The organism is Micromonospora sp. NPDC049497 (assembly GCF_044465805.1).
Taxonomy (GTDB): domain Bacteria; phylum Actinomycetota; class Actinomycetes; order Mycobacteriales; family Micromonosporaceae; genus Micromonospora.
In genome coordinates this window covers 58,975-77,070 of record NZ_JBITMC010000020.1, presented here as the reverse complement: position 1 = coordinate 77,070, position 18,096 = coordinate 58,975, and the positions used below count along the sequence as shown (strand labels likewise).

Below are 18,096 nucleotides of genomic sequence, written 5' to 3'. Positions count from 1 at the left end.
GGGTCAGCGTGCGCGGCGGTTGGCGCGCAGGGCGCCCAGGAGCACGCCGGGTGTGGCCAGCGATCGCGGGTGTCGGCGCATGGAGACGACGTCGTTGAACCGCCGGGCGATCGTCACGTCCGTGACGGTCGCCGTGACGATCTGCCCGCTGGCCCAACTGGAGAACCGGTAGCCGCGCGGGTAGGGCCCGTCGACGTGCGGCAGGGCCAGGTCGGCGGAGGTCGACACCGACCACGCGGCGTCGACCACGACCTTCTGCAAGGCGAGGAACCGGCGGGCGGGCACCCGCAGATCCGGGCGCTCCCGCAGGTACGTCGACAGGCAGGCCGCGTGCAGAGCGGCCGAGGTCATCCCCTGCCCGTACACGGGGTTGAACGACGCGACCGCGTCGCCGACGCTGACCAGCCCCGCCGGGAACCGCCTCAGCGCGTGGAAGTCCCGCCGCCGGCTGTCGGCGTGGCGGTAGGTCAGCACGTCGCCGAGCATCTCGTTTCCGGCGACCTCGCCGAACTCCGGTGGGAACTGGTCCCGCAGCCGACGGACGAAGTCCTCGGCGGTGTGTCCCGGACGGTTGTCTCCGTAACCGGCCATCATGGCCATCCACCGACCGTCCTCGATGGCGAAGAACGCGGCGCCGGCGACCTCCGAGGACACTCTCGGGCTGTGCAGCGCCATGACGACGGTGCGCTCCGGGTGGGCCTCGCGACGCCGGAACAGGGCCGTCGCGTAGTTGAGGTGCACGGTCATCCGGCGCGTGACGGGCCGGTCCCAGCCGGCCTGCTCCAGCCACTCCGACAGCCTGCTCGACCGCCCCATGGCGTCCACCACGAGGTCGCCGCTCTCGACGCCGGGAAGCCCGCCGACGTCGCAGCGGACCCCGGTGGTCACGCCTGCGTCGACCACGAGGCCGGTGGCGCGGGCGGCGACCGTCTTGACGTTCGGAAGCCGGAGCACCTGCTGGCGGATCAGCCCTTCCAGGAGGGGCCGACTGCCGGCCAGGCTGTCGGCGTCGTCCGGGACGACGACCTTCAGGCGACCGTCGAGGTAGGCCCGGCGGGAGGCGGGCGGAGCCTCGACCGCCCCGTGGGCCAGGGCCTCCTCGCGGAATCCCGGGAACAGGCGCTCGAGCTGGAGGAAGCCGCCGGGCAGGAGCGCGTGCAGTTGCGTCCCCTGCGGCACGCCGGGCCGCTGGCCGGGCCGGTGCAGGTCGTCCCGGTCGATGATGACGACGCTCTCCGCGTGGTCGGACAACACGCGGGCGGCCAGCATCCCGGCGACGCTGCCACCGATCACGACGGCCCTGCCCAGGACCGGGGACGCCCGGTCGAGGGGTCGCACCGCGTTCAGCGCGGCCAGGATCCGGGCCGGGGAGGGGGACATCGTGCTCTCCAGGGGGACGAGGTGTGACGCCTTCTCGCATGCCTGCCGGCGACCGGCGGGCGGCCGGACCGGCGGAACGCACGCCGATCGTTGCACAGGTGCCGGGCGCTGCCCGGGAACGTCGGCGTGATCGGCGGGTGTGGTGTCGAGGCGGACCAGCGGAAATGCGGCTCAGCCGGCGGCAGGGGCGGCCGTCACGGACACGGCCGCGCCGAGTGGGCCCTCGTTCGCGCTGCGGTCCAGTCCGGACACGCAGTAGGAGAGCGCGCGGTCGGCCGGCGCGGTGCGATCGACCCAGCCGTCACCCCGGGTGGTGCCGACGAGGCGGGCCTCGTCGCCGTCGACGCGGTAGACGGCGTAGCTCGCGGCACCGTCGCGGCGCCAGGTCAGCCGCACGCCGCCGTCCTCCCGCCGCCCGTCCAGGACCACGGGGGCCGCCGGCGGCGTCGCCGGTAGCTGGGTCATCACGGGTACGAGCGCCGGCGCGGCGTAGTGCGCCCGGCTGTAGCGGGTGACGGCCCCGAGCTTGTCGGCGCGCACCTGACGGGCGCTGAAGTGCACGCTTCCGCTCACGGCGTGCCGGCGGTTGAGCGCGAGCTGACGGTCCAGCTCGGCCGGATCGCTCCAGGCGCCGCGCTCCCCCACCCGGTAGTCGGCCTGGCCGACGTAGAGCTGCACCCGGGTGCCCTCGACCGTGGACGCCCACCACGGCAGCAGCTTCGCGTAGTCGGCCTTACCGAACCCGATGTGCCAGTAGAGCTGTGGCACCACGTAGTCCAACCACTCCCGGCGTACCCACAGTCGGGTGTCGGCGTGGATGTCGTCGTAGCTCTGCAGCCCCGCGGTGGCCGACCCGGTCGGATCCGTGCGCCCGTTGCGCCAGATGCCGAACGGGCTGATGCCGAACTTCACCCATGGCTTGATCGCCTTGATGCGCTCGCTCATCTCGCGGACCAACGTGTTGACGTTGTCCCGGCGCCAGGCGTCCTTGTCCGGGAAGCCCCGGCCGTACCGGGCGAACGCCGCGTCGTCCGGGAAGTCCTGCCCGGCCTCCGGATAGGGGTAGAAGAAGTCGTCGAAGTGCACCCCGTCGACGTCGTACCGCCGGACCGCCTCCAGCATCGAGTCCTCGACGAAGGTGCGCGCCTCCGGGATGCCGGGGTTGAAGTAGAGGCGGCTGCCGGGCCGGTCCGCGCTGGGATAGGTCACCACCCATTCGGGGTGCCGCCGGAGCGGATGGGTCGGCGCCAGGCGGTCCAGCCGGGGGCCGGGTCCGCCCACCGTGGCCGGCTGCCCGCCACGGTACGGGTTGAACCAGGCGTGGAACTCCAGGTTGCGCGCGTGCGCCTCGGCGACCATGAACTCCATCGGGTCCCAGCCCGGGTCGCGTCCGTCGCGGCGCCCGGTCAGCCACTCCGACCACGGCGCGTACTCCGACGGCCAGAGCGCGTCCCCGCTCGGCCGCACGTGCACGAAGACCGCGTTGTGGTTGTGCCGCACGGCCAGGTCCAGCCAGCCCCGGAACTCCGCCCGCGCCGCCTCCGCCGGCAGCCCGCGCCGGCTCGGCCAGTCGATGTTGTTCACCGTCGTGATCCACATGCCCCGCAGCTCGCGGGTCGCCCGAGCCGGCTGGCCGGCGCAGGTGGGGTCGCCCACCGGCCCGGCGTGGGGCGGCACGCCGACGGTGGCCGACCCGCGCGCACCGCCGTCGCCACCGACCCGGTCCTGCAGCGACCAGGCGCCGGCCGTGGCCGCCACGGCCAGCGCGGCGACCACCCCGACGAACAGTCGGCGGCGGCGGCGGTCCGGTGTGGCGGCAGCGGGCATTGCCTCAGTCTGCACACGGTGGCACACCGGGTGAACCGGCGGGGCCGTTACTTAACGATCAGATAAGTCCCGGTCGCCGGGACGACGGGGCGCATGGCGGCTGCCTCGTCGGGTACGCGAGGAGGCCAGGCCGAAGACGCCCCGGCGTCGGACGTACGCGAGAAGGGATGCCTGAGATGAGGGACAGAATTCTCAAGGGGTTGAAGAAGAAGGCGACCGTGATCATGGTGCGACGCAGGCGCAGAGATGCCCTGACCACCAAGCCGACCTCCGCCAAGAGGCCCGGCAGGCGCTTCTCATGAGAGCGCGGTCCCCAGAGGGTTGACGGCCTCCGGCCGACAGCCCATACCGCAGGGGGCGCCGACCGACATCGTGGCCTCCTCAGGGAGGGTCGACATCGGGCGCGCCCTCGCTGAGGACGGCGAAGGGAATCGGGCAGCACGGACTGTCCGCACAGGTGGCAAGGTCGTCGCAGCCGGCGTCCAGCGCGGCACGCAGCGTCCCGGCGATCTCCCGTAGGTCGGCGATCCTCGCCTCCACGTCGGCGAGCTTGGCCCGCGTACGGGTCCGCAGGCCGGCATCGGCGCGACGGCGGCCCTGGTGCCGGGCGGTGTCGAGCAGGTCGGCCACCTCGTCCAGGGTGAAGCCAAGCCGCTGGGCGCCCTTGATCATCCGTAGCACGGCGACGGTCTCGGCGGGGTACAGGCGATGCCCGCCGAGGGTGCGTCGCGGTGCGGCGAGCAGTCCTCGGCGTTCGTAGTAGCGCAGGGTCTGTGGGTTCACCCCGGCTGCCGCGGCGACCTGGCTGCTGCGCAGGCCGCTCATGTCGGCAGCCGCGCCGCGGCGCGGGCGACCAGCGCGTCGAGGACCGCGATGTGGGAGTCCGGGACCCGGACCTCCACCTCCACCGAGTCGCCGCTCCGGGTCACCGCGAAGGTGAAGAAGGAGCAGCAGCCGCTCTCCCGGGCGGTCAGGTCCCGCGCGGCGTCCTCGGCCGACGGATCGAGGCGCCATCGCAGCACGGTGGGTGCCAACCTCCGCTGTTCGTGCAGGGCGGTGGCGAACAGTTCGTCGAACTGCGCGAGTCGTAGCGGCTGCTCTCGGGTCGGCAGGGTGCACGCCTGCGGCACCCATCCCTGGTCGATGCTCATGCTTACGACGGTAAGCCTGTACCCGGGTACCGGTTGCAACCCGACGCACTCCCGGATCACCTCATCGGGGTGAGGGAGCGTCACCCCGACAACTCCGATGATCGAGGTTGACCGTACGACGGCTGCGCTGGCCGTCGCCTTCGTGCCACCGACCTGCCCGACACACCCAGAACCGGTTCCGAGAGGAGAGGTGTGCATGAGGTACTGGGCGTACTTCCGTAGACGCTTCGTCCTGTTGAACATCGCCGGGTTCGTACTGCTGGTCGTCGTCAGCACGCTCACGTACGTGGTGGCACGACCGTCGCCGGCGGACCAGTCGGTGCTGACCCTGGGCGGGGCAACGGCGTCGGGCGGCCAGGCGCGCGGCGCTTCGGGCTACACCTACCAGCGCTCGTCGGATCCGGACCGGACGGAGATCATGGACTCCTCCGGGCAGCCGGTCGCGATCATGACCGACGGCGCGCGGACCGCGAACATCCACGGCCCGCTCAGAACGTTCGAGGAGCCGAGCTTCACCGATGCGAAGATCGAGACCCACACCTGGGTCCGGCTCGCTCCCCAGCCGTGGCGGGCCGGCGCCGAGCAGGAGAAGTGGTTCGTCGACTGGCTCGCCGCAGCTCGCCGGGACCGCTCCCCCGACGTGCTGGCGATCTCCTTCGAGTACGTTGCCGAGGCTCCCCCGAAGAAGGACAACCAGGGACAGCAGTACTCGGGTAACGCCTCGTTCGGTCCGCCGGACCCCGCAGATCCCGACGGCCGTCAGGAACGCTCCGACTTCTACGACTATCTCGGCCTGCCGTGGTCGTTCCCGGACGGCAAGAGCGAGATGCCGTCACCGGAGCGCGAGCTGGCCCTGGACTGTTCCGGGTATCTGCGGATGGTCTACGGTCACCGGCTCGGTTTTCCGCTGCGCGGCACGAACACCCCCGGCGAGGGGCTTCCCCGCCGGGCGTTCGCCATGGCGGAGTTCGGCCCGGGCGTGCAGTTGATGCCCAACACCGGACAACGGGCCCGACGAATCGACCGCCTGCTCCCCGGCGACCTGGTGTTCTTCAACGCCCAGCCGGTGCCGAACCGCCAGATCGACCACTCCGGCATCTACCTCGGCCTCGACGACGGCGGGCACCACCGGTTCATCTCCAGCCGGTCCCAGACCGACGGTCCGACCATGGGCGACCTCTCCGGCGCGCCTCTGCTGGACGGCATCGGCTACTGGCCGGACCGGTGGCTCACCGCCCGCCGGATCTGACCTCATACCCCAACGGACGGGGTACGGGGCATGCGCCGCCGGTTCTGCGGGCTCAGCCGGCAGCCGGCGGCGCAGCCGCGCGAGGGGTCGCCGCCGTGGGCCGCGTGGACCTGGTGCGCTGTTGCTCGTTCTGCTTACGCCACCGGTACCGGGTCACGCCCGGAGGTTTGAACACCGAGAGCACCACGGTGAGGAGCAGCACCACCAGCCCGCCGACGGAGTGGAGCAGTGTTCCGGGCAGCGTACGGGGGTCGGCGCTGGACGCCGCTGCCTGCGACAGGTGGCTCACGGTCTGCACCTCCATCAGCAGAACGGCGGCCGCGAAGACCGTGAGCAGGAGTTTCACCAGCACCCAGTAGTGCCGGAACAGGCCCCACGGAGTGCCGAGCGCGTTGACCGTCCCGACGAGCAGCGACGCGAGGGCCAGCGGGACGATGGCGTACCGGACGATCACGTCCATGGCGAGGTAAGCGCCGCGTACGGTCTGGACGTTTTCGCTCGTGACAGCGGTGATGTCGAGGGCGAGATAGGCGAGGACCGCGCCAGGCCAGCCGACCGAGGTGACGACGTGGGAGGTGAGCACCACCTTGCGCAAGCGGGGCGGCATGCTCATTGGCCGCTGCGGTCCCCCGCGTCATTGGTGCCCATGCCGACGGTCGCGTGGCTGTCGTCGAGGCCGGCCGGCGAGGCGCCGGTGGCACCGATGTGCCGGCCAGGACCGTGACCGCCACCGACGCCGGTGAGCATCACGATGACGACAAGCAGGATCAGGAAGCCGGCGATGATCGCGGACACCCGTACCCACCGCGGCGCCCGGGGTGGTTCGTTGCGGGGCGCCGCCGGCTCGGGGCCGATGGAGGCACCCTCACCAGCCTCGCGGGGACGTAGCGGGTCACTCATGGGTATTTCCTTCTGCGGGAATTTGCGAGACGCCGTGACTCTATCAAGGCATACTGTCTCGTCGGTAGGCGTCCCGTACGCTTAGGCGGTGCCGAAGCTGTGGAACACGACGATTGCGGCGCACCGGCAGACGGTGCACGACGCGATCCTGGAAACCACCTGGGCGCTGGTGAGAGAGCACGGCCTGAGGTCGGTGACGATGACGCAGATCGCCGAGAAGGCCGGCATCGGTCGCGCCACGTTGTACAAGTACTTCCCGGACGTCGAGGCGATCCTCGCCGCCCATCACGAACGTCACGTGGCCAGCCACCTTGCGCATCTCACCGAACTTCGCAACGAACCCGGCACGGCGGCCGAGCGGCTCCGGGCAGTCCTGGAGCATTACGCCCTCATCTGTCACCACCGGCAACGACACGGGACCGCGGAACTGGCGGCACTCCTGCACCGGGGTGAGCGGGTCGCGCTCGCTCAGCAGCAGCTCGTGGACCTGTTCCGAGACCTGCTGACCGAGGTCGCCGCCACCGGCGACCTACGCGACGACCTCGCGCCTCACGAACTGGCGAGTTACTGCCTCCACGCCCTCACCGCAGCCGGCGACCTGCCATCCGAAGCCGCAGTCGACCGACTTGTCGCCGTCACCCTGGCCGGGCTGCGTCCTCCCCGCGCGTAGGTAGGCCTGCATGTTCGGATGACAGTTGGCATGACCCGACATCAACCCGACATCGACGACACCTTCCCCAGTCGCGACCGACCCGGCGAACGCCCAACCGGGTGAGGGATTACGCGAAAGTGGCTCCGCCTCCCCCGCTACCGGAGTAGGGTGCCGCGTTATCGCGGACCCGCCTCGGGTAACCGGCGTACGACAGCCCGGGAAGCCAACCCCGATGGGAGCTTCACGATGAACACGATTCTGCGTAAGAGCGCGCTGTCTGTTGCTGGTCTCATGGTCACCGGCGGCGCCGTCGCCGGTCCGGCGATCGCCACCCCGGCAGTCGCCGGTCCGGCAAACGGCGCCCCGCCCACCCCGCCGACCCCGGCAGAGAGCGCACCGGCACCCGCGGCGCCGCCCCAGCCCCCGCCCCCTGGTGACGAGGGCAAACGGGTACTGCCGCACGACTACCAGAGACAGCCGAACGAGTACTACTGTGCCCCGGCCGCGACCCGGATCGCCCTGTCCACCCAGGGCAAGGTCGTGAGCCAGCGTGAGGTCGCCGAGAAGCTCGGCACCACCACCGACGGCACCGACTCGGTTGACGACACCACCCGGGTGCTCAACGACCTGACCGGCGGTGGGTACGAGACCACCAAGATCGAGGGAGCCACCGCCGAGCCGGAGCAGGTGGACAGGTTGCGCACCGACGTGATCGAGGCCGTTGACGCCAAGCGCGGCGTCGTGGCCAACACGATGGGCACCGCAGTCGACACCAGCGGCGAGAAGCACTCCTTCCCGGGCGGGCACTACATGACCATCGTGGGATATCGCGACGGTGGTGAAGTGCTGAAGATCGCCGACCCGTACGACCCGACCAAGCACTACTGGATGAGCGACGACAAGGCGGCCGACTGGATCGCCCAGAAGGGCTATTCCAGCTGACGCTCGGGAGGCGACACGGCCGCGGGCCGGGTACCCGGACATCGGGTCCCGACCCGCGGCTCTTTTCGCCCGAGGCGCCTGCACGCATTCAGCCGACGGCGGCGCCGAACCACCGCGGCAGGTGGGCGAGCAGATCGTGCTGGTCGTCGCCGGCCCAGGCCACATAGCCGTCCGGCCGCAGCAGCACGGCGGGGACGTCCAGTTCCTCGCTGACATCGACGACGTGGTCGACCCGATCCGCCCAGCCCCCCACCGAGAGCCGGCCGGTCTGGTCGAGCAGCAGCCCGCGACCGCCGTGCATCAGCTCGTAGAGGCGCCCCCGCTCGAGCTCCACGTCCCGCATCCGCCGGCCGAGCAGGTCGTGCCCCTCGCCGGCGTCGTAGCGGATCTGGATCGCGGTGATCTTTTCGGTCAGGTACCGGTTGACGTCCTCGAAGTCCATCAGGTCCGACACCAGCCGGCGCACCGACTGGGGGCCCGGCTCAGGCGACAGCAGCTCGAACTGCGCGCGGGTGAGGTCCAGCACGTCGGCGGCCACCGGGTGCCGTTCGGTGTGGTAACTGTCCAGCAGCCCCTCCGGTGCCCGGCCGTTGACCTCGGCGGCCAGTTTCCAACCAAGGTTGAACGCGTCCTGGATGCCGAGGTTGAGCCCCTGCCCGCCGGTCGGCGGGTGGATGTGTGCCGCGTCGCCGGCCAGCAGCACCCGGCCGGACCGGTAGCGCTCGGCCAGCCGCGTGGCGTCACCGAAGCGGGACAGCCAGCGCGGTGAGTGCACGCCGAAGTCGGTGCCGGCGAACAGGCGCAGCTGTTGCCGGAACTCCTCGATGGTCGGCGCGACCGACCGGTCCTCGGCCACCCCCTCGGCGGGCACGACGACGCGGTACACCCCGTCCCCGAGCGGCCCGAGGCCGAACCGCTTGTGGGTCCTGCGGACCTCGGCCACCACCGCGGCCACCGTCTCCGGTGGCGCCGTCACCTCCATTTCGCCCAGCAGTGTCTCGACCCGGCTGGGCTGACCGGGGAAGCCGATGCCGAGCAGCTTGCGTACGGTGCTGCGGCCCCCGTCGCAGCCGACCAGGTAGCGCGAGCGAAGCCGCGTACCGTCGGCCAGTTCGGCGGTCACCCCGTGGTCGTCCTGGTCCAGCCCGACCAGCTCGCAGCCGCGCCGGATCTCGGTGCCGAGTTCGGTGGCGCGCTCGGCCAGCAGGCGATCGGTCGTGGTCTGCGGGATGCCGAGGACGTAGGGATGCGCGGTGTCCAGCCGGTCCGGTGAGGGCTTGTCGATGCCGGCGAAGAAACCGCCGACCGGATACCGCCGGCCGTGTGCGAGGAACCGCTCCAGCAGGCCGCGCTGGTCCATCACCTCGATGCTGCGCACGTGCAGGCCGAGCGCGCGGACGTACGTGGTCGGCGAGGCCTCCTTCTCCAGCACGAGCACGTGCACCCCGTGCAGCCGCAGTTCACTGGCCAGCATCAGGCCGGTCGGTCCGCCACCGGCAACGATCACGTCGATCATGAAACCCCCATCGCACCTCGGCCCGTTGGTGCCCGGTCCGGCGGAGCGCACACCGGCACATCCCCCGCGAGCACGCATACTTCGCGAATCCCTGAATCCGCAGATTCTGGATACGGCTGGAGATTCTGCGGCACAACGGGGGGCTTGCCGCAAGACCCCCGGTCCGCTATACCTTGAGAGTGGCAGGGAGTTCCTACTCGTCCTGCCACTTCCGCGCCTGATCAGGGGCGTGTGGCGCTTGCCTCCGGCCGACTGTCACATCGTCCACCGGCCGTGCACCTGACCGTCTCAGCGGGATCGGTGCGACGACGTCCAGCCCTGCTGTCGCAGCCGTTCGATGCCGTCCAGCAGCAGGTCCAGCGAGAACTCGAACTCGAACTGGTCGTCGCAGCCCTGTCCCACGACCGACGCCTCGTCGTGGGACGCCGCCGCCGCGACCTCCGCGAGGTGCGGGAAGCGGGCCGCGACCTCCGGCGGTAGGGCCGTCGGCGGGTCCGGGTCGGTCGTGCCCGACCGGCCGGCGCGCCGGGAGGCGTCGAACAGTTCCTGGCTGAAACCCAGGATCCGGCTGCCCATCGCGTGCATCACGTGGTGGGTGAGGTCGGCGGAGAACCCGCCGGCCCGGAACGTTCCGACCATCGAGTCGAGGTAGCCGAGGACGGCCGGCGTCGGCATGGTCCGTGACTCGATCGCGAGCGGCGCCCAGGGGTGGCGCCGCAGCACCTGGCGTGCCGAAAGGATGCGCTTGCGGACCGCGGCCTTCCAGTCGGCGTCGGGCACCGGCGGATCGATCTCGGCGACCACCACGTCGATCATGCCGTCGAGCAGTTCGTCCTTGTTGGCCACGTGCTTGTAGAGAGCCATCGGCACGACGCCCAGGTCTTGGGCGAGGTTGCGCATGCTGAGGGACTCGATGCCGGTCCCGTCGACGAGCGCGACGGCGGCACGCAGGATCCGGTCCCTGCTCAGGGGTGCCCGGCGCAGCGCCTCAGCCTGCTCAACCATCTCGGTCCTCGTCTTCCGGCGGCGGTGGAAACCATATCCGCCTTGACAGGTGTACGGCGTACACCTACGGTTCCCACACAAGGTGTACGCCGTACACCGACGGGGAGGTGGACATGAAGGCGATCGTCCAGGATCGATACGGCCCGCCGGAGACGCTCACGCTTGCGGACGTCGACGCGCCGGTGCCGGCCGCCGACGAGGTGCTCGTACGGGTCGAGGCCGCCGCGCTCAACGCGTACGACTGGCATGTCATGCGGGGCGATCCCCGGCTGGGACGGTTGGCCATGGGGCCGTCCCGACCCCGGGCGCGCATCCGTGGCCGCGACTTCGCCGGCCGGGTCGAGGCCGTCGGCGCCCACGTTCGTACGGTGCGCACGGGCGACGCCGTCTTCGGCGACCTCGGCGACGCCAACGGCGCGTTCGCCGAGTACGTGTGCGTGCCCGAGACGCTGGTCGCGCCGAAGCCGGCGAACCTGACGCCGCAGCAGGCCGCCGCCCTGCCGCTGGCCGGCGTCACCGCGCTCCTGGGACTGCGCGACGTCGGGCAGGTCGAGCCCGGCCACCGTGTCCTCGTCAACGGTGCCTCCGGTGGTGTCGGCACCCTGGCCGTGCAACTGGCCAAGGTGCTCGGCGCGACCGTGACCGGGGTGTGCAGCACCCGCAACGTCGACCTGGTCCGCTCCCTCGGCGCCGACCACGTCGTCGACTACACCCGCGACGACTTCACCCGGGACACCCGCCGCCACGACCTCGTGTTCGACCTGGTCGGCAACCGCTCGCTCACCGCGCTCCGGCGGGCGTTGACCCCGACCGGAACGCTGGTGCTCTCCGGCGGCGGCGTGTACCGCGGCGGCAGTCTCGTCGGGCCGATCCGGCTCATCGCACGTGGGCGGCTGGTGGCACCCTTCGTTCGCCACCGCATCGTCACACTCACCGCGGCACCCGGCCGGCAACACCTCGACACGCTCCGCACCCACGCCGAGGCCGGCCGCCTCACCCCGGTCATCGACCGGACCTATCCGCTCCACGAGGTGCCCGAAGCCATCCGGTACCTCGAGGGTGAACACGCGCGGGCGAAGGTGGTCGTCACCATCTGACCTCCCAAGATTCTGCCGTACGAGTCGGGGTCGATCACGCCACGTCGCCGGTAGGTTGCACAGTCATGGCCACGACCGCCGAGCTGCTGACCGGCAGCGTGCACGAGGAGCGGCTGACGTCGATCTTCATCCTGGTGCGGAAGTTCGCCAAGGCAGACGAGGAGGAACGGGGCCGGATCTTCAGCCTCGTCCTCGCCCACACCGGCCACATCGACAACTGGGACCTGGTGGACTCGTCCGCGCCGTACATCGTCGGCCCCTGGTTGGTCGACGTGACAGAGCTGCGGAGGAGGAGTTTCTCGCCCCCCGGGTCATGCCGCGGGTCATGCTGCGGTACGCGATCGAGAAGTTCGACCCGCAGCGACGTCAGGAGTACCTGTCCGGCGTGGTGTAGATGACCAGGGGCGATCTCACACCACATCGTCCGCCTTCCTTTCGCTTCCCCCACCGGGCGTCGCCGGGGGGATCGGGAAGTTGCGGTTGAAGACGTTGTCCGGGTCGTACGTGGCCTTGACGGCGCGCAGCCGGCTGAGGGTGGGCTCGGGCCAGGCGTCGAGCAGTCGCTTCGGGTCGGTGTCGGACTCAAAGCTGAGGTACATGCCGTCGAGGTGCGGGTACAGCTCGGCCCACAGCTTGTCGAGTCCGGGCCTGCGGTCGGCAACCGTGGCGGCGAGTACCGAGAAGTTCTGCTCCCGGTGCGGGTAGGCGGTGGCGTCAGGGGCGACGTCGTTGACCGCTGCGCCGACGGAGCGGAGCTGCATGATCATCACGTCGCCGGAACGGATCATGGTTGCCATGTGGTCCGCCGCCTGCGGTGTGATGTGGTGCAACAGGCCACTGTGGCTGTCGTTCAAACCCTGGCCCCGATGCTGGTTGCCGGGCGGCGCGACGATCGCCGGATATGGCACGAGCTGCGCCTGCTGGTCGCTGAGCTACTACCGCAGCGAACGACACCTCGACGACGTCACCGCATTCCTACGCAGCATCCTCAGCTCGGAAGCCAGTTCAGAATCGCGCGCCAACGACCTGCACTGGCTGACCCGCATCGCCGAGTCCGTCGCCGACCCCGGCTACCCGACCTGATCCTCTCCCGCGCCGCCTGCGCTGTATGTCGCCGCGGGTGCTGCGGTTCGCCTCGGCGACCACACGGATGTGGCGCAGCCGCGACAGTCGGCCTCGGCTCGCTCCTTGCTCGGGCCACGGCTGACCCATGGCCTGTTTCGACGTACTTCTAGGTTGACGAATATCTAATCAAGGTGCAAGCTGTGTTCCTGACCGCTGATTCGACAGCTATCTAGACAAGGAGTGAGCGATGTTCACCAGGTTGCGGCAGCGCCGGGAGCAGCTGCGCGGTGTGGAGTTCTGCGAGGGGTGCGGCCAGGTCTGCACCGTGGAGTGCCGTGCACAGGCCCGTGTCGACCGGATGCGGGTCAAGGCGCTCCACACCACCGGACTGCTGCGCTGACACCACATCCATCGCGGGAGTACGACCCGAATCGAAGGAGCACGAGATGAGTACGAACACCAACCGGACCGGCGGCTTCCTCGGCGATCCAGCCGAGGCGCTGAACCCGCCCGCGTCGGCGGGCGGCTGCTGCGGCAGCCCCGCCACCACGACCGACACGGCCGAGCAGACGCAGGTCAGCACGTGTTGTGGCACAGCCGCCGAGGCGAGGGCCGAGGGCAGCTGCTGCGGGTCGGCCGCGAAGGAGCAGGCGGTCGCGTCGGGTGCGGGGTGCTGCGGGTGACCTCGCCCGTCATCGGGCCGGCGCCGGCCGGCGTCGGCCCGAACGTCTCGCGGATGCAGGCGATCGTTACCAGGCTGGCAGGTGACGACTTCGCCGGGCGCCGTACCGGCAGCCCCGGAGGCCGCGCCGCGGCGCACTGGCTCGCCGAGCAACTGCGCGCGGCCGGGGCCACGGTCGTCTTGGACGAGTTCGCGGTGCCCGGTGCGGTCCGCGAGGTGCACGCGACCCCGCAGCTGGTGTTCGTCGACGGCGATTCCCGGTCGCTGGTGTTCCGGCGGGAGTTCTGCGAGCACCTGGCCTCGGCGGATCTACCGCGGTCGCGCACCGGACCGCTCGCCGCGGTAGGCGACCTCGACCTGGCCGGCGCGTGGGTCCTGGAGGATGCGTGGTCGCCGGAGCGGGCGGCTGCCGTTGCGGCAGCCGGAGCTGCCGGGCTGCTCGTCCCCCGCGGCACCGACGCGGCAGGCTGGATGCCGAAGATGATCGTCGGACCGGCCGCCGTGGACCTTCCGGTGCTTGCGGTCAGGTCAGACATCCACGACCAGATGCGTGGTGCCGTCGGACGTGCGACGGTGACGGCGACGATGCCGCTGCACACGGTCGACGTCATCGGGTCGAACGTCGTCGCCACGTTCCGCCCGCCGCAGGCGGGCACATTGGCCGTCCTGCTGACGGCCCATTTCGATGGCGTCGGCGACGACCCGGACGCGCGGTTCCCGGCCGCGTGCGACAACGCGTCGGGAGTTGCCGCGAGCCTCGAAGCCGCACGAGTTCTCCACCTGACCCTGCCGACCGAGGTCGGTCTGGCGGTGGCGCTGCTGGACGCTGAGGAGACCGGAGCGCACGGCTCGGGGCACCACGCCCGGTTCGTCGAAGAGGGCACGTTCGTCATCAACCTCGACGGTGCCGCGCAACTCGGTGACGCCGCCCATGTCGAGGCCGGTGGTCCCGCACGACCGCTGCTGGCTGCGCTCGACGCGGCCGGTCGGCAGGTCGACGTGCCGTTGAAGGCAGCAGTATGCCCGGCTACCAGACCCCGGCCGAGACCCCCGACCGCGTCGAGCCGGACACCCTCGACCGGGCAGCCCGGCTGATCATCGCTACCGTCGCCCAACTCGTGTCATCGCGCCGGCTGCCCCTACCAACGTTCGCGAAGGTGCGTCGAGGTCCCGGCACGTCGGCCGTGCCCGGGAGTGATCAACCAGTTGCCGCCTGCAGGGGATTGACATAAATAGGACGGTCGGCGATATTCCTAGCGGCATGTCGGCGTACGGGACGGAGCGGGCGAAGCCTGAGAGTTCTCACCGACACGTTTTACCTGGACAAGACTCCGAATCTCACTGCTCCACAGGCACGGGTTAGGCTAGAGAGATGATCAATCGCGCCGTAAAGTTCACCAAGCACCACACACCCAATTCGATGCGTATCGTGGCGCGACGAGCACAACTCGAAGCGCGCAACACCAAAATGCGGCTCACGGTTCCAGTGATCGCCCGGTGCGAGTACGAGAACATCTATCACTGCACGGTACACAAGACGGGCAGCCAATGGATCAAGGCTCTGTTCAGTGATCCCGTGGTCTACAGCTATTCCGGATTGCTGCCCTTCGACCCGCGCTTCTACAAGCGACGCTCCCTGCCTGTCGTCCCGCCCGGCCGCGCAGCCCTGGCACTCTTCCATTCCTACCCGCGCTTCGAGCAAATCACAAAACCCGACAACCACCGCGCGTTCTTCGTGATTCGGGACCCGCGCGACATCGTCGTTTCGAGCTACTTCTCCCTGCGGAACTCGCACGCGCCGATGGGTGACATCCCGCAGGCGCGCAAAATCCTGCAGGAGACGCCGATGAAGGAGGGGCTGCTGCACGTCATCGATCGCCTCTCCAAGAAATACCTCTTCAAACAGCTTCGGTCGTGGGCGGTCGCTCCGAGTTCCGAGACCTTCCGCCTGTTCCGGTACGAAGACCTGACCGGCGAACGGCAGATGGATGAAGTCGACCAGATGATGCGGCACTGCGGGATCGCGCTGCCACCATCCGAACTGGAGGCACTCCTCGCCCGCTACAGTTTCTCGAAGATGCGGAAAGACGTAGGGATCCCGGGGCAGATCTCCCACTACCGCAAGGGTAAGGCCGGCGACTGGCGTAATCACTTCGACGACGAGATCTACGAGGCCTTCACCGCGGCGACGGGAGATCTCGTGGAGGTCCTCGGCTATCCCGCACGCGACGCCACCCCGTCCCCATCGGAGTGACGTCCGACGCACTAGCATGGCCGCCGTTCGGGACGGACTGCTGAAACGAGGCGACATGCGATGGCTCCGGCGGTTGCTGGGCAGCGGGCGGGTTCGGCTCGATGCGGGGCGGCAGCAGGCGCTGCTACGGGACGTGCAGTACCGGTACGGCGCCGGCGTGCAGATCCGATTTCCCGAGCAGGTGGAGGCGGTCACGGGCCTGCTCAACGGCGATGACGGCTTGGTGGTGGCGGCCCGGATCGTGAGCCAGGTCGCCGACGAAGCCCACGCGGACCTCCAGGCACAGGCTCACGACGTGCACCGACGGACGGGCCGGCGGCTCCTGGTACACCGCCGGAACTACCGGCCGTTGTGGAAGGAGGCCGGCCCGGCGCTGCGGTGGCCACTCTTCGCGCTGCCATGCGGTTTCCACCCGTACGCGCAACTGGCCGCCGCCGTCGCGGTGGTCGGCGGCCAAGCGCCCCGGCTCCATCGGGTGACCGACCCGAACCCGCTCCTGACCCGCGTGTTCGAGGTGCTCGACCTCACCACCGCCGGCTGGGAGTACGGCCGGGTGCGCCTGGACACCGACGCCGCCGCCTTGGCCGATCGACTGATCTCGAGCGCCGGGCAGGTCCTCGCGGTGATGGACGACCCGCCCCGGCTGCCACCTCCGGTCCGTGAGCTGATGCGCCGCAACAACAACCTCGACGTACACGACGCGTCCAGTCCTCGCACGGTAGGCGGGATCAATCTGGGCGCGAGGATGCGGGAGCGTCTCCTGGTCTGAAACCGTGGGAGGACGAGGGTCAGCGAGCAACGGCCCTTGTGAGCCTTCGATCCGGGGTTGCGAAGATCAAAGATCTTCGACCACACTCCCCTGACCGTCCCGCCGCACCGCTGGCGGCCGACCCCCAGGGGATCCCATGCAGCCGTTGCACCCGGAGCCGACCTCACGGCGCCCCGTCTGGACGTGGGCCGGTGCCGCCGCGGGGCTCGCGCTCGCCCTCACCATGTTCCTCAACACCCGCGCACCGAACACCCCCAGCGCGGCGAGCCGGCCGGCCACCGAAACCTTCGTGGTCTCCGGCGCGGTGGTGCTCGGCGACGGCACATCCTTCACCAGGGACGACCGCGGCGGCTGCGCCGGCACCGGCGCCCACGCCGACGTCGTCGACGGCGCCGTGGTGCTCATCACGACCACGGGCGGGTTCGCCGGCGGGACGCTGACCGATCCGCAGGCTCTCGCCGACGGCACCTGCCGATTCTCGTTCTCCGCCCCTCGGGTGCCGGCCGGGCAGGACGCCTACCTGGTCATGGTCGCCGACCAGGACCCCCGCCAGTACACCGAACAGGAGCTGACCGGCCCGTCGGTGAGCCTGCGTGTCGACTGAGTCCGGTCACGCGTAGCCCATGGCGGGGATGACACCGTCAAGTGCTCGTCGGACGAACTCGCGGGTTCCAGGGTCGAACTGGTCATTGCGATTCTCCAGGCTGTGTGACCGGAACGTCGACCTGGTCGCGAAGTCGTCGACGCCGAGCAGTTCGAACAGGGCGCGGCGCTGCTCGGGCCAGTCGGCCGCGAGGTCCTCGGCCCTCACCTCCACGTATCGCCTGTTCGTCAGGTCGGCCGTGCCCTTCCAGCCGAGCCATCGGTCGTAGACCGGTTTGAGCCAGGCGAGCGCGCCGTCGACCGTGGGCGGCGCCCATGGCTGGTCGACGTGTGAGGCGACCACCGCGACCGGATGGCGCTTGATGTGGACGATGGTCGCCTCAGGGACGAGCTCCCAGAGGAAGTCCATGCACAGAAGATTGAACGGTGTCTTCTCGCACCAGATCGGCTTTCCCGCGTCGGCAGCTGCTCCGCCGAACATCGTGTCGACGGCGCGACGAAGGATCTCGATCAGTTCGCGCCGATCGCCGAAGTACCTCGGGACCGCCCGCCGGTAGCTCTGCGGCTCGAACGGACCGGCAGGCCAGGTGGCATGCCGGAACCCTGCCCCGGGCACGGACTCGCCGAACGTGCTCTCGACGAGCTCCGACCACAGCCGTCCCACCGCGTCCCAGTAGTGCCGCTCGCCGATGGCCACGGGAACGGTATGGCCACGATCCCTGTCGCGCCTGCCGACCAGTCGCACCGTCAGGATGTCGCTCAGCCTGCGGAGGGCGTCGTTCCCGAGGTACGGGTCGTACCGGATCGTGAGTGCGTCCGCCAGGTCGCGCAGGCCACCCGGATCGACGATGAACCGGGTCTCGATCGGAATCCTGTGGATCTGCGGATGTTCACCGAGGATGTCCGCAAGCTGCGATGTTCCCGAACGACCCGTACCCGCGACGAAGATCGGTGAGGGTGCGGACATGGCGTTCAGCTAAGTCTCGGCACCGCGCCCGCGCAAC

General features: G+C 70.1%; 22 protein-coding genes. 12 read left to right on the top strand and 10 right to left on the bottom strand.

Annotated elements, in window-relative coordinates; translation table 11 throughout:
• Positions 1-3: 3 nt before the first annotated feature.
• From ACIBR0_RS23970 to ACIBR0_RS23955, 4 genes are all read right to left on the bottom strand, one after another.
• Positions 4-1,380 (bottom strand): FAD-dependent oxidoreductase, encoded by a 1,377-nt coding sequence (locus ACIBR0_RS23970; RefSeq protein WP_396719209.1) that lies wholly within the window; start codon positions 1,378-1,380, stop codon positions 4-6.
• A 171-nt stretch (positions 1,381-1,551) separates the two neighbouring features.
• A complete protein-coding gene (locus ACIBR0_RS23965; protein ID WP_396719208.1) occupies positions 1,552-3,207 on the bottom strand; it encodes a family 10 glycosylhydrolase in 1,656 nt (551 codons plus the stop codon).
• A gap of 381 nt (positions 3,208-3,588) precedes the next feature.
• Complete coding sequence (locus ACIBR0_RS23960; RefSeq protein ID WP_396719206.1) at positions 3,589-4,032, bottom strand: MerR family transcriptional regulator; 444 nt, start codon at positions 4,030-4,032, stop codon at positions 3,589-3,591.
• Positions 4,029-4,358 (bottom strand): hypothetical protein, encoded by a 330-nt coding sequence (locus tag ACIBR0_RS23955; protein WP_396719204.1) that lies wholly within the window; start codon positions 4,356-4,358, stop codon positions 4,029-4,031. The genes ACIBR0_RS23960 and ACIBR0_RS23955 overlap by 4 nt, the downstream gene beginning before the upstream one ends.
• A gap of 196 nt (positions 4,359-4,554) precedes the next feature.
• Between ACIBR0_RS23955 and ACIBR0_RS23950 the strand changes: the two genes are divergently transcribed.
• Positions 4,555-5,607 carry an NlpC/P60 family protein gene (locus ACIBR0_RS23950; RefSeq protein ID WP_396719202.1) on the top strand — a complete coding sequence of 351 codons (1,053 nt, stop codon included), beginning with the start codon at positions 4,555-4,557 and terminating at the stop codon, positions 5,605-5,607.
• A gap of 52 nt (positions 5,608-5,659) precedes the next feature.
• On the opposite strand, the gene ACIBR0_RS23945 is transcribed toward ACIBR0_RS23950, so the two are convergent.
• Together ACIBR0_RS23945 and ACIBR0_RS23940 are read right to left on the bottom strand one after the other, a co-directional pair.
• On the bottom strand, positions 5,660-6,220 hold the full coding sequence (locus ACIBR0_RS23945) for a DUF2269 domain-containing protein (RefSeq protein ID WP_396719200.1): 561 nt from the start codon (positions 6,218-6,220) through the stop codon (positions 5,660-5,662).
• Positions 6,217-6,507: a hypothetical protein gene (locus ACIBR0_RS23940; RefSeq protein ID WP_396719198.1), complete on the bottom strand. Its 291-nt coding sequence runs from the start codon at positions 6,505-6,507 to the stop codon at positions 6,217-6,219. The genes ACIBR0_RS23945 and ACIBR0_RS23940 overlap by 4 nt, the downstream gene beginning before the upstream one ends.
• An 88-nt stretch (positions 6,508-6,595) precedes the next feature.
• Here ACIBR0_RS23940 and ACIBR0_RS23935 point away from each other — a divergent pair, with 88 nt between their 5' ends.
• Positions 6,596-7,177, top strand: coding sequence for a TetR/AcrR family transcriptional regulator (locus tag ACIBR0_RS23935; protein ID WP_396719196.1), 582 nt, complete (start codon positions 6,596-6,598; stop codon positions 7,175-7,177).
• A gap of 228 nt (positions 7,178-7,405) precedes the next feature.
• Positions 7,406-8,101, top strand: coding sequence for a C39 family peptidase (locus ACIBR0_RS23930; protein ID WP_396719194.1), 696 nt, complete (start codon positions 7,406-7,408; stop codon positions 8,099-8,101).
• Between the two features lie 88 nt (positions 8,102-8,189).
• Here the strand turns inward: ACIBR0_RS23930 and rox are convergent, their stop codons facing one another.
• Together rox and ACIBR0_RS23920 are read right to left on the bottom strand one after the other, a co-directional pair.
• Positions 8,190-9,617, bottom strand: a complete 1,428-nt coding sequence (gene rox, locus ACIBR0_RS23925; RefSeq protein WP_396719193.1) for a rifampin monooxygenase — start codon at positions 9,615-9,617, stop codon at positions 8,190-8,192.
• 288 nt (positions 9,618-9,905) lie between these two features.
• Entirely contained in the window at positions 9,906-10,622 is a 717-nt protein-coding gene (locus ACIBR0_RS23920) for a TetR/AcrR family transcriptional regulator (RefSeq protein ID WP_396719191.1), read from the bottom strand.
• A 113-nt stretch (positions 10,623-10,735) separates the two neighbouring features.
• Between ACIBR0_RS23920 and ACIBR0_RS23915 the strand changes: the two genes are divergently transcribed.
• Both ACIBR0_RS23915 and ACIBR0_RS23910 read left to right on the top strand, forming a co-directional pair.
• Positions 10,736-11,719 (top strand): NAD(P)-dependent alcohol dehydrogenase, encoded by a 984-nt coding sequence (locus ACIBR0_RS23915; RefSeq protein ID WP_396719189.1) that lies wholly within the window; start codon positions 10,736-10,738, stop codon positions 11,717-11,719.
• A 65-nt stretch (positions 11,720-11,784) separates the two neighbouring features.
• Positions 11,785-12,117 (top strand): DNA alkylation repair protein, encoded by a 333-nt coding sequence (locus tag ACIBR0_RS23910; RefSeq protein WP_396719187.1) that lies wholly within the window; start codon positions 11,785-11,787, stop codon positions 12,115-12,117.
• 12 nt (positions 12,118-12,129) lie between these two features.
• On the opposite strand, the gene ACIBR0_RS23905 is transcribed toward ACIBR0_RS23910, so the two are convergent.
• On the bottom strand, positions 12,130-12,480 hold the full coding sequence (locus tag ACIBR0_RS23905; RefSeq protein WP_396719185.1) for a BBE domain-containing protein: 351 nt from the start codon (positions 12,478-12,480) through the stop codon (positions 12,130-12,132).
• On the opposite strand from ACIBR0_RS23905, the gene ACIBR0_RS23900 reads away from it, so the two are divergent.
• From ACIBR0_RS23900 to ACIBR0_RS23870, 7 genes are all read left to right on the top strand, one after another.
• Positions 12,479-12,802, top strand: a complete 324-nt coding sequence (locus ACIBR0_RS23900) for a hypothetical protein (protein ID WP_396719183.1) — start codon at positions 12,479-12,481, stop codon at positions 12,800-12,802. The genes ACIBR0_RS23905 and ACIBR0_RS23900 overlap by 2 nt on opposite strands.
• A gap of 229 nt (positions 12,803-13,031) precedes the next feature.
• Positions 13,032-13,184: a hypothetical protein gene (locus ACIBR0_RS23895; RefSeq protein ID WP_396719181.1), complete on the top strand. Its 153-nt coding sequence runs from the start codon at positions 13,032-13,034 to the stop codon at positions 13,182-13,184.
• Between the two features lie 46 nt (positions 13,185-13,230).
• On the top strand, positions 13,231-13,467 hold the full coding sequence (locus ACIBR0_RS23890; protein WP_396719179.1) for a hypothetical protein: 237 nt from the start codon (positions 13,231-13,233) through the stop codon (positions 13,465-13,467).
• Positions 13,464-14,561 carry a M28 family peptidase gene (locus ACIBR0_RS23885; protein ID WP_396719177.1) on the top strand — a complete coding sequence of 366 codons (1,098 nt, stop codon included), beginning with the start codon at positions 13,464-13,466 and terminating at the stop codon, positions 14,559-14,561. Before ACIBR0_RS23890 ends, ACIBR0_RS23885 begins: the two co-directional genes overlap by 4 nt.
• Before the next feature lie 277 nt (positions 14,562-14,838).
• Positions 14,839-15,720 (top strand): sulfotransferase domain-containing protein, encoded by an 882-nt coding sequence (locus tag ACIBR0_RS23880; protein WP_396719175.1) that lies wholly within the window; start codon positions 14,839-14,841, stop codon positions 15,718-15,720.
• Between the two features lie 55 nt (positions 15,721-15,775).
• Positions 15,776-16,489 (top strand): hypothetical protein, encoded by a 714-nt coding sequence (locus ACIBR0_RS23875; protein ID WP_396719173.1) that lies wholly within the window; start codon positions 15,776-15,778, stop codon positions 16,487-16,489.
• Between the two features lie 136 nt (positions 16,490-16,625).
• A complete protein-coding gene (locus ACIBR0_RS23870; protein WP_396719171.1) occupies positions 16,626-17,093 on the top strand; it encodes a hypothetical protein in 468 nt (155 codons plus the stop codon).
• A gap of 6 nt (positions 17,094-17,099) precedes the next feature.
• Here the strand turns inward: ACIBR0_RS23870 and ACIBR0_RS23865 are convergent, their stop codons facing one another.
• Entirely contained in the window at positions 17,100-18,059 is a 960-nt protein-coding gene (locus ACIBR0_RS23865; protein WP_396719169.1) for a sulfotransferase family protein, read from the bottom strand.
• Positions 18,060-18,096: the final 37 nt, after the last annotated feature.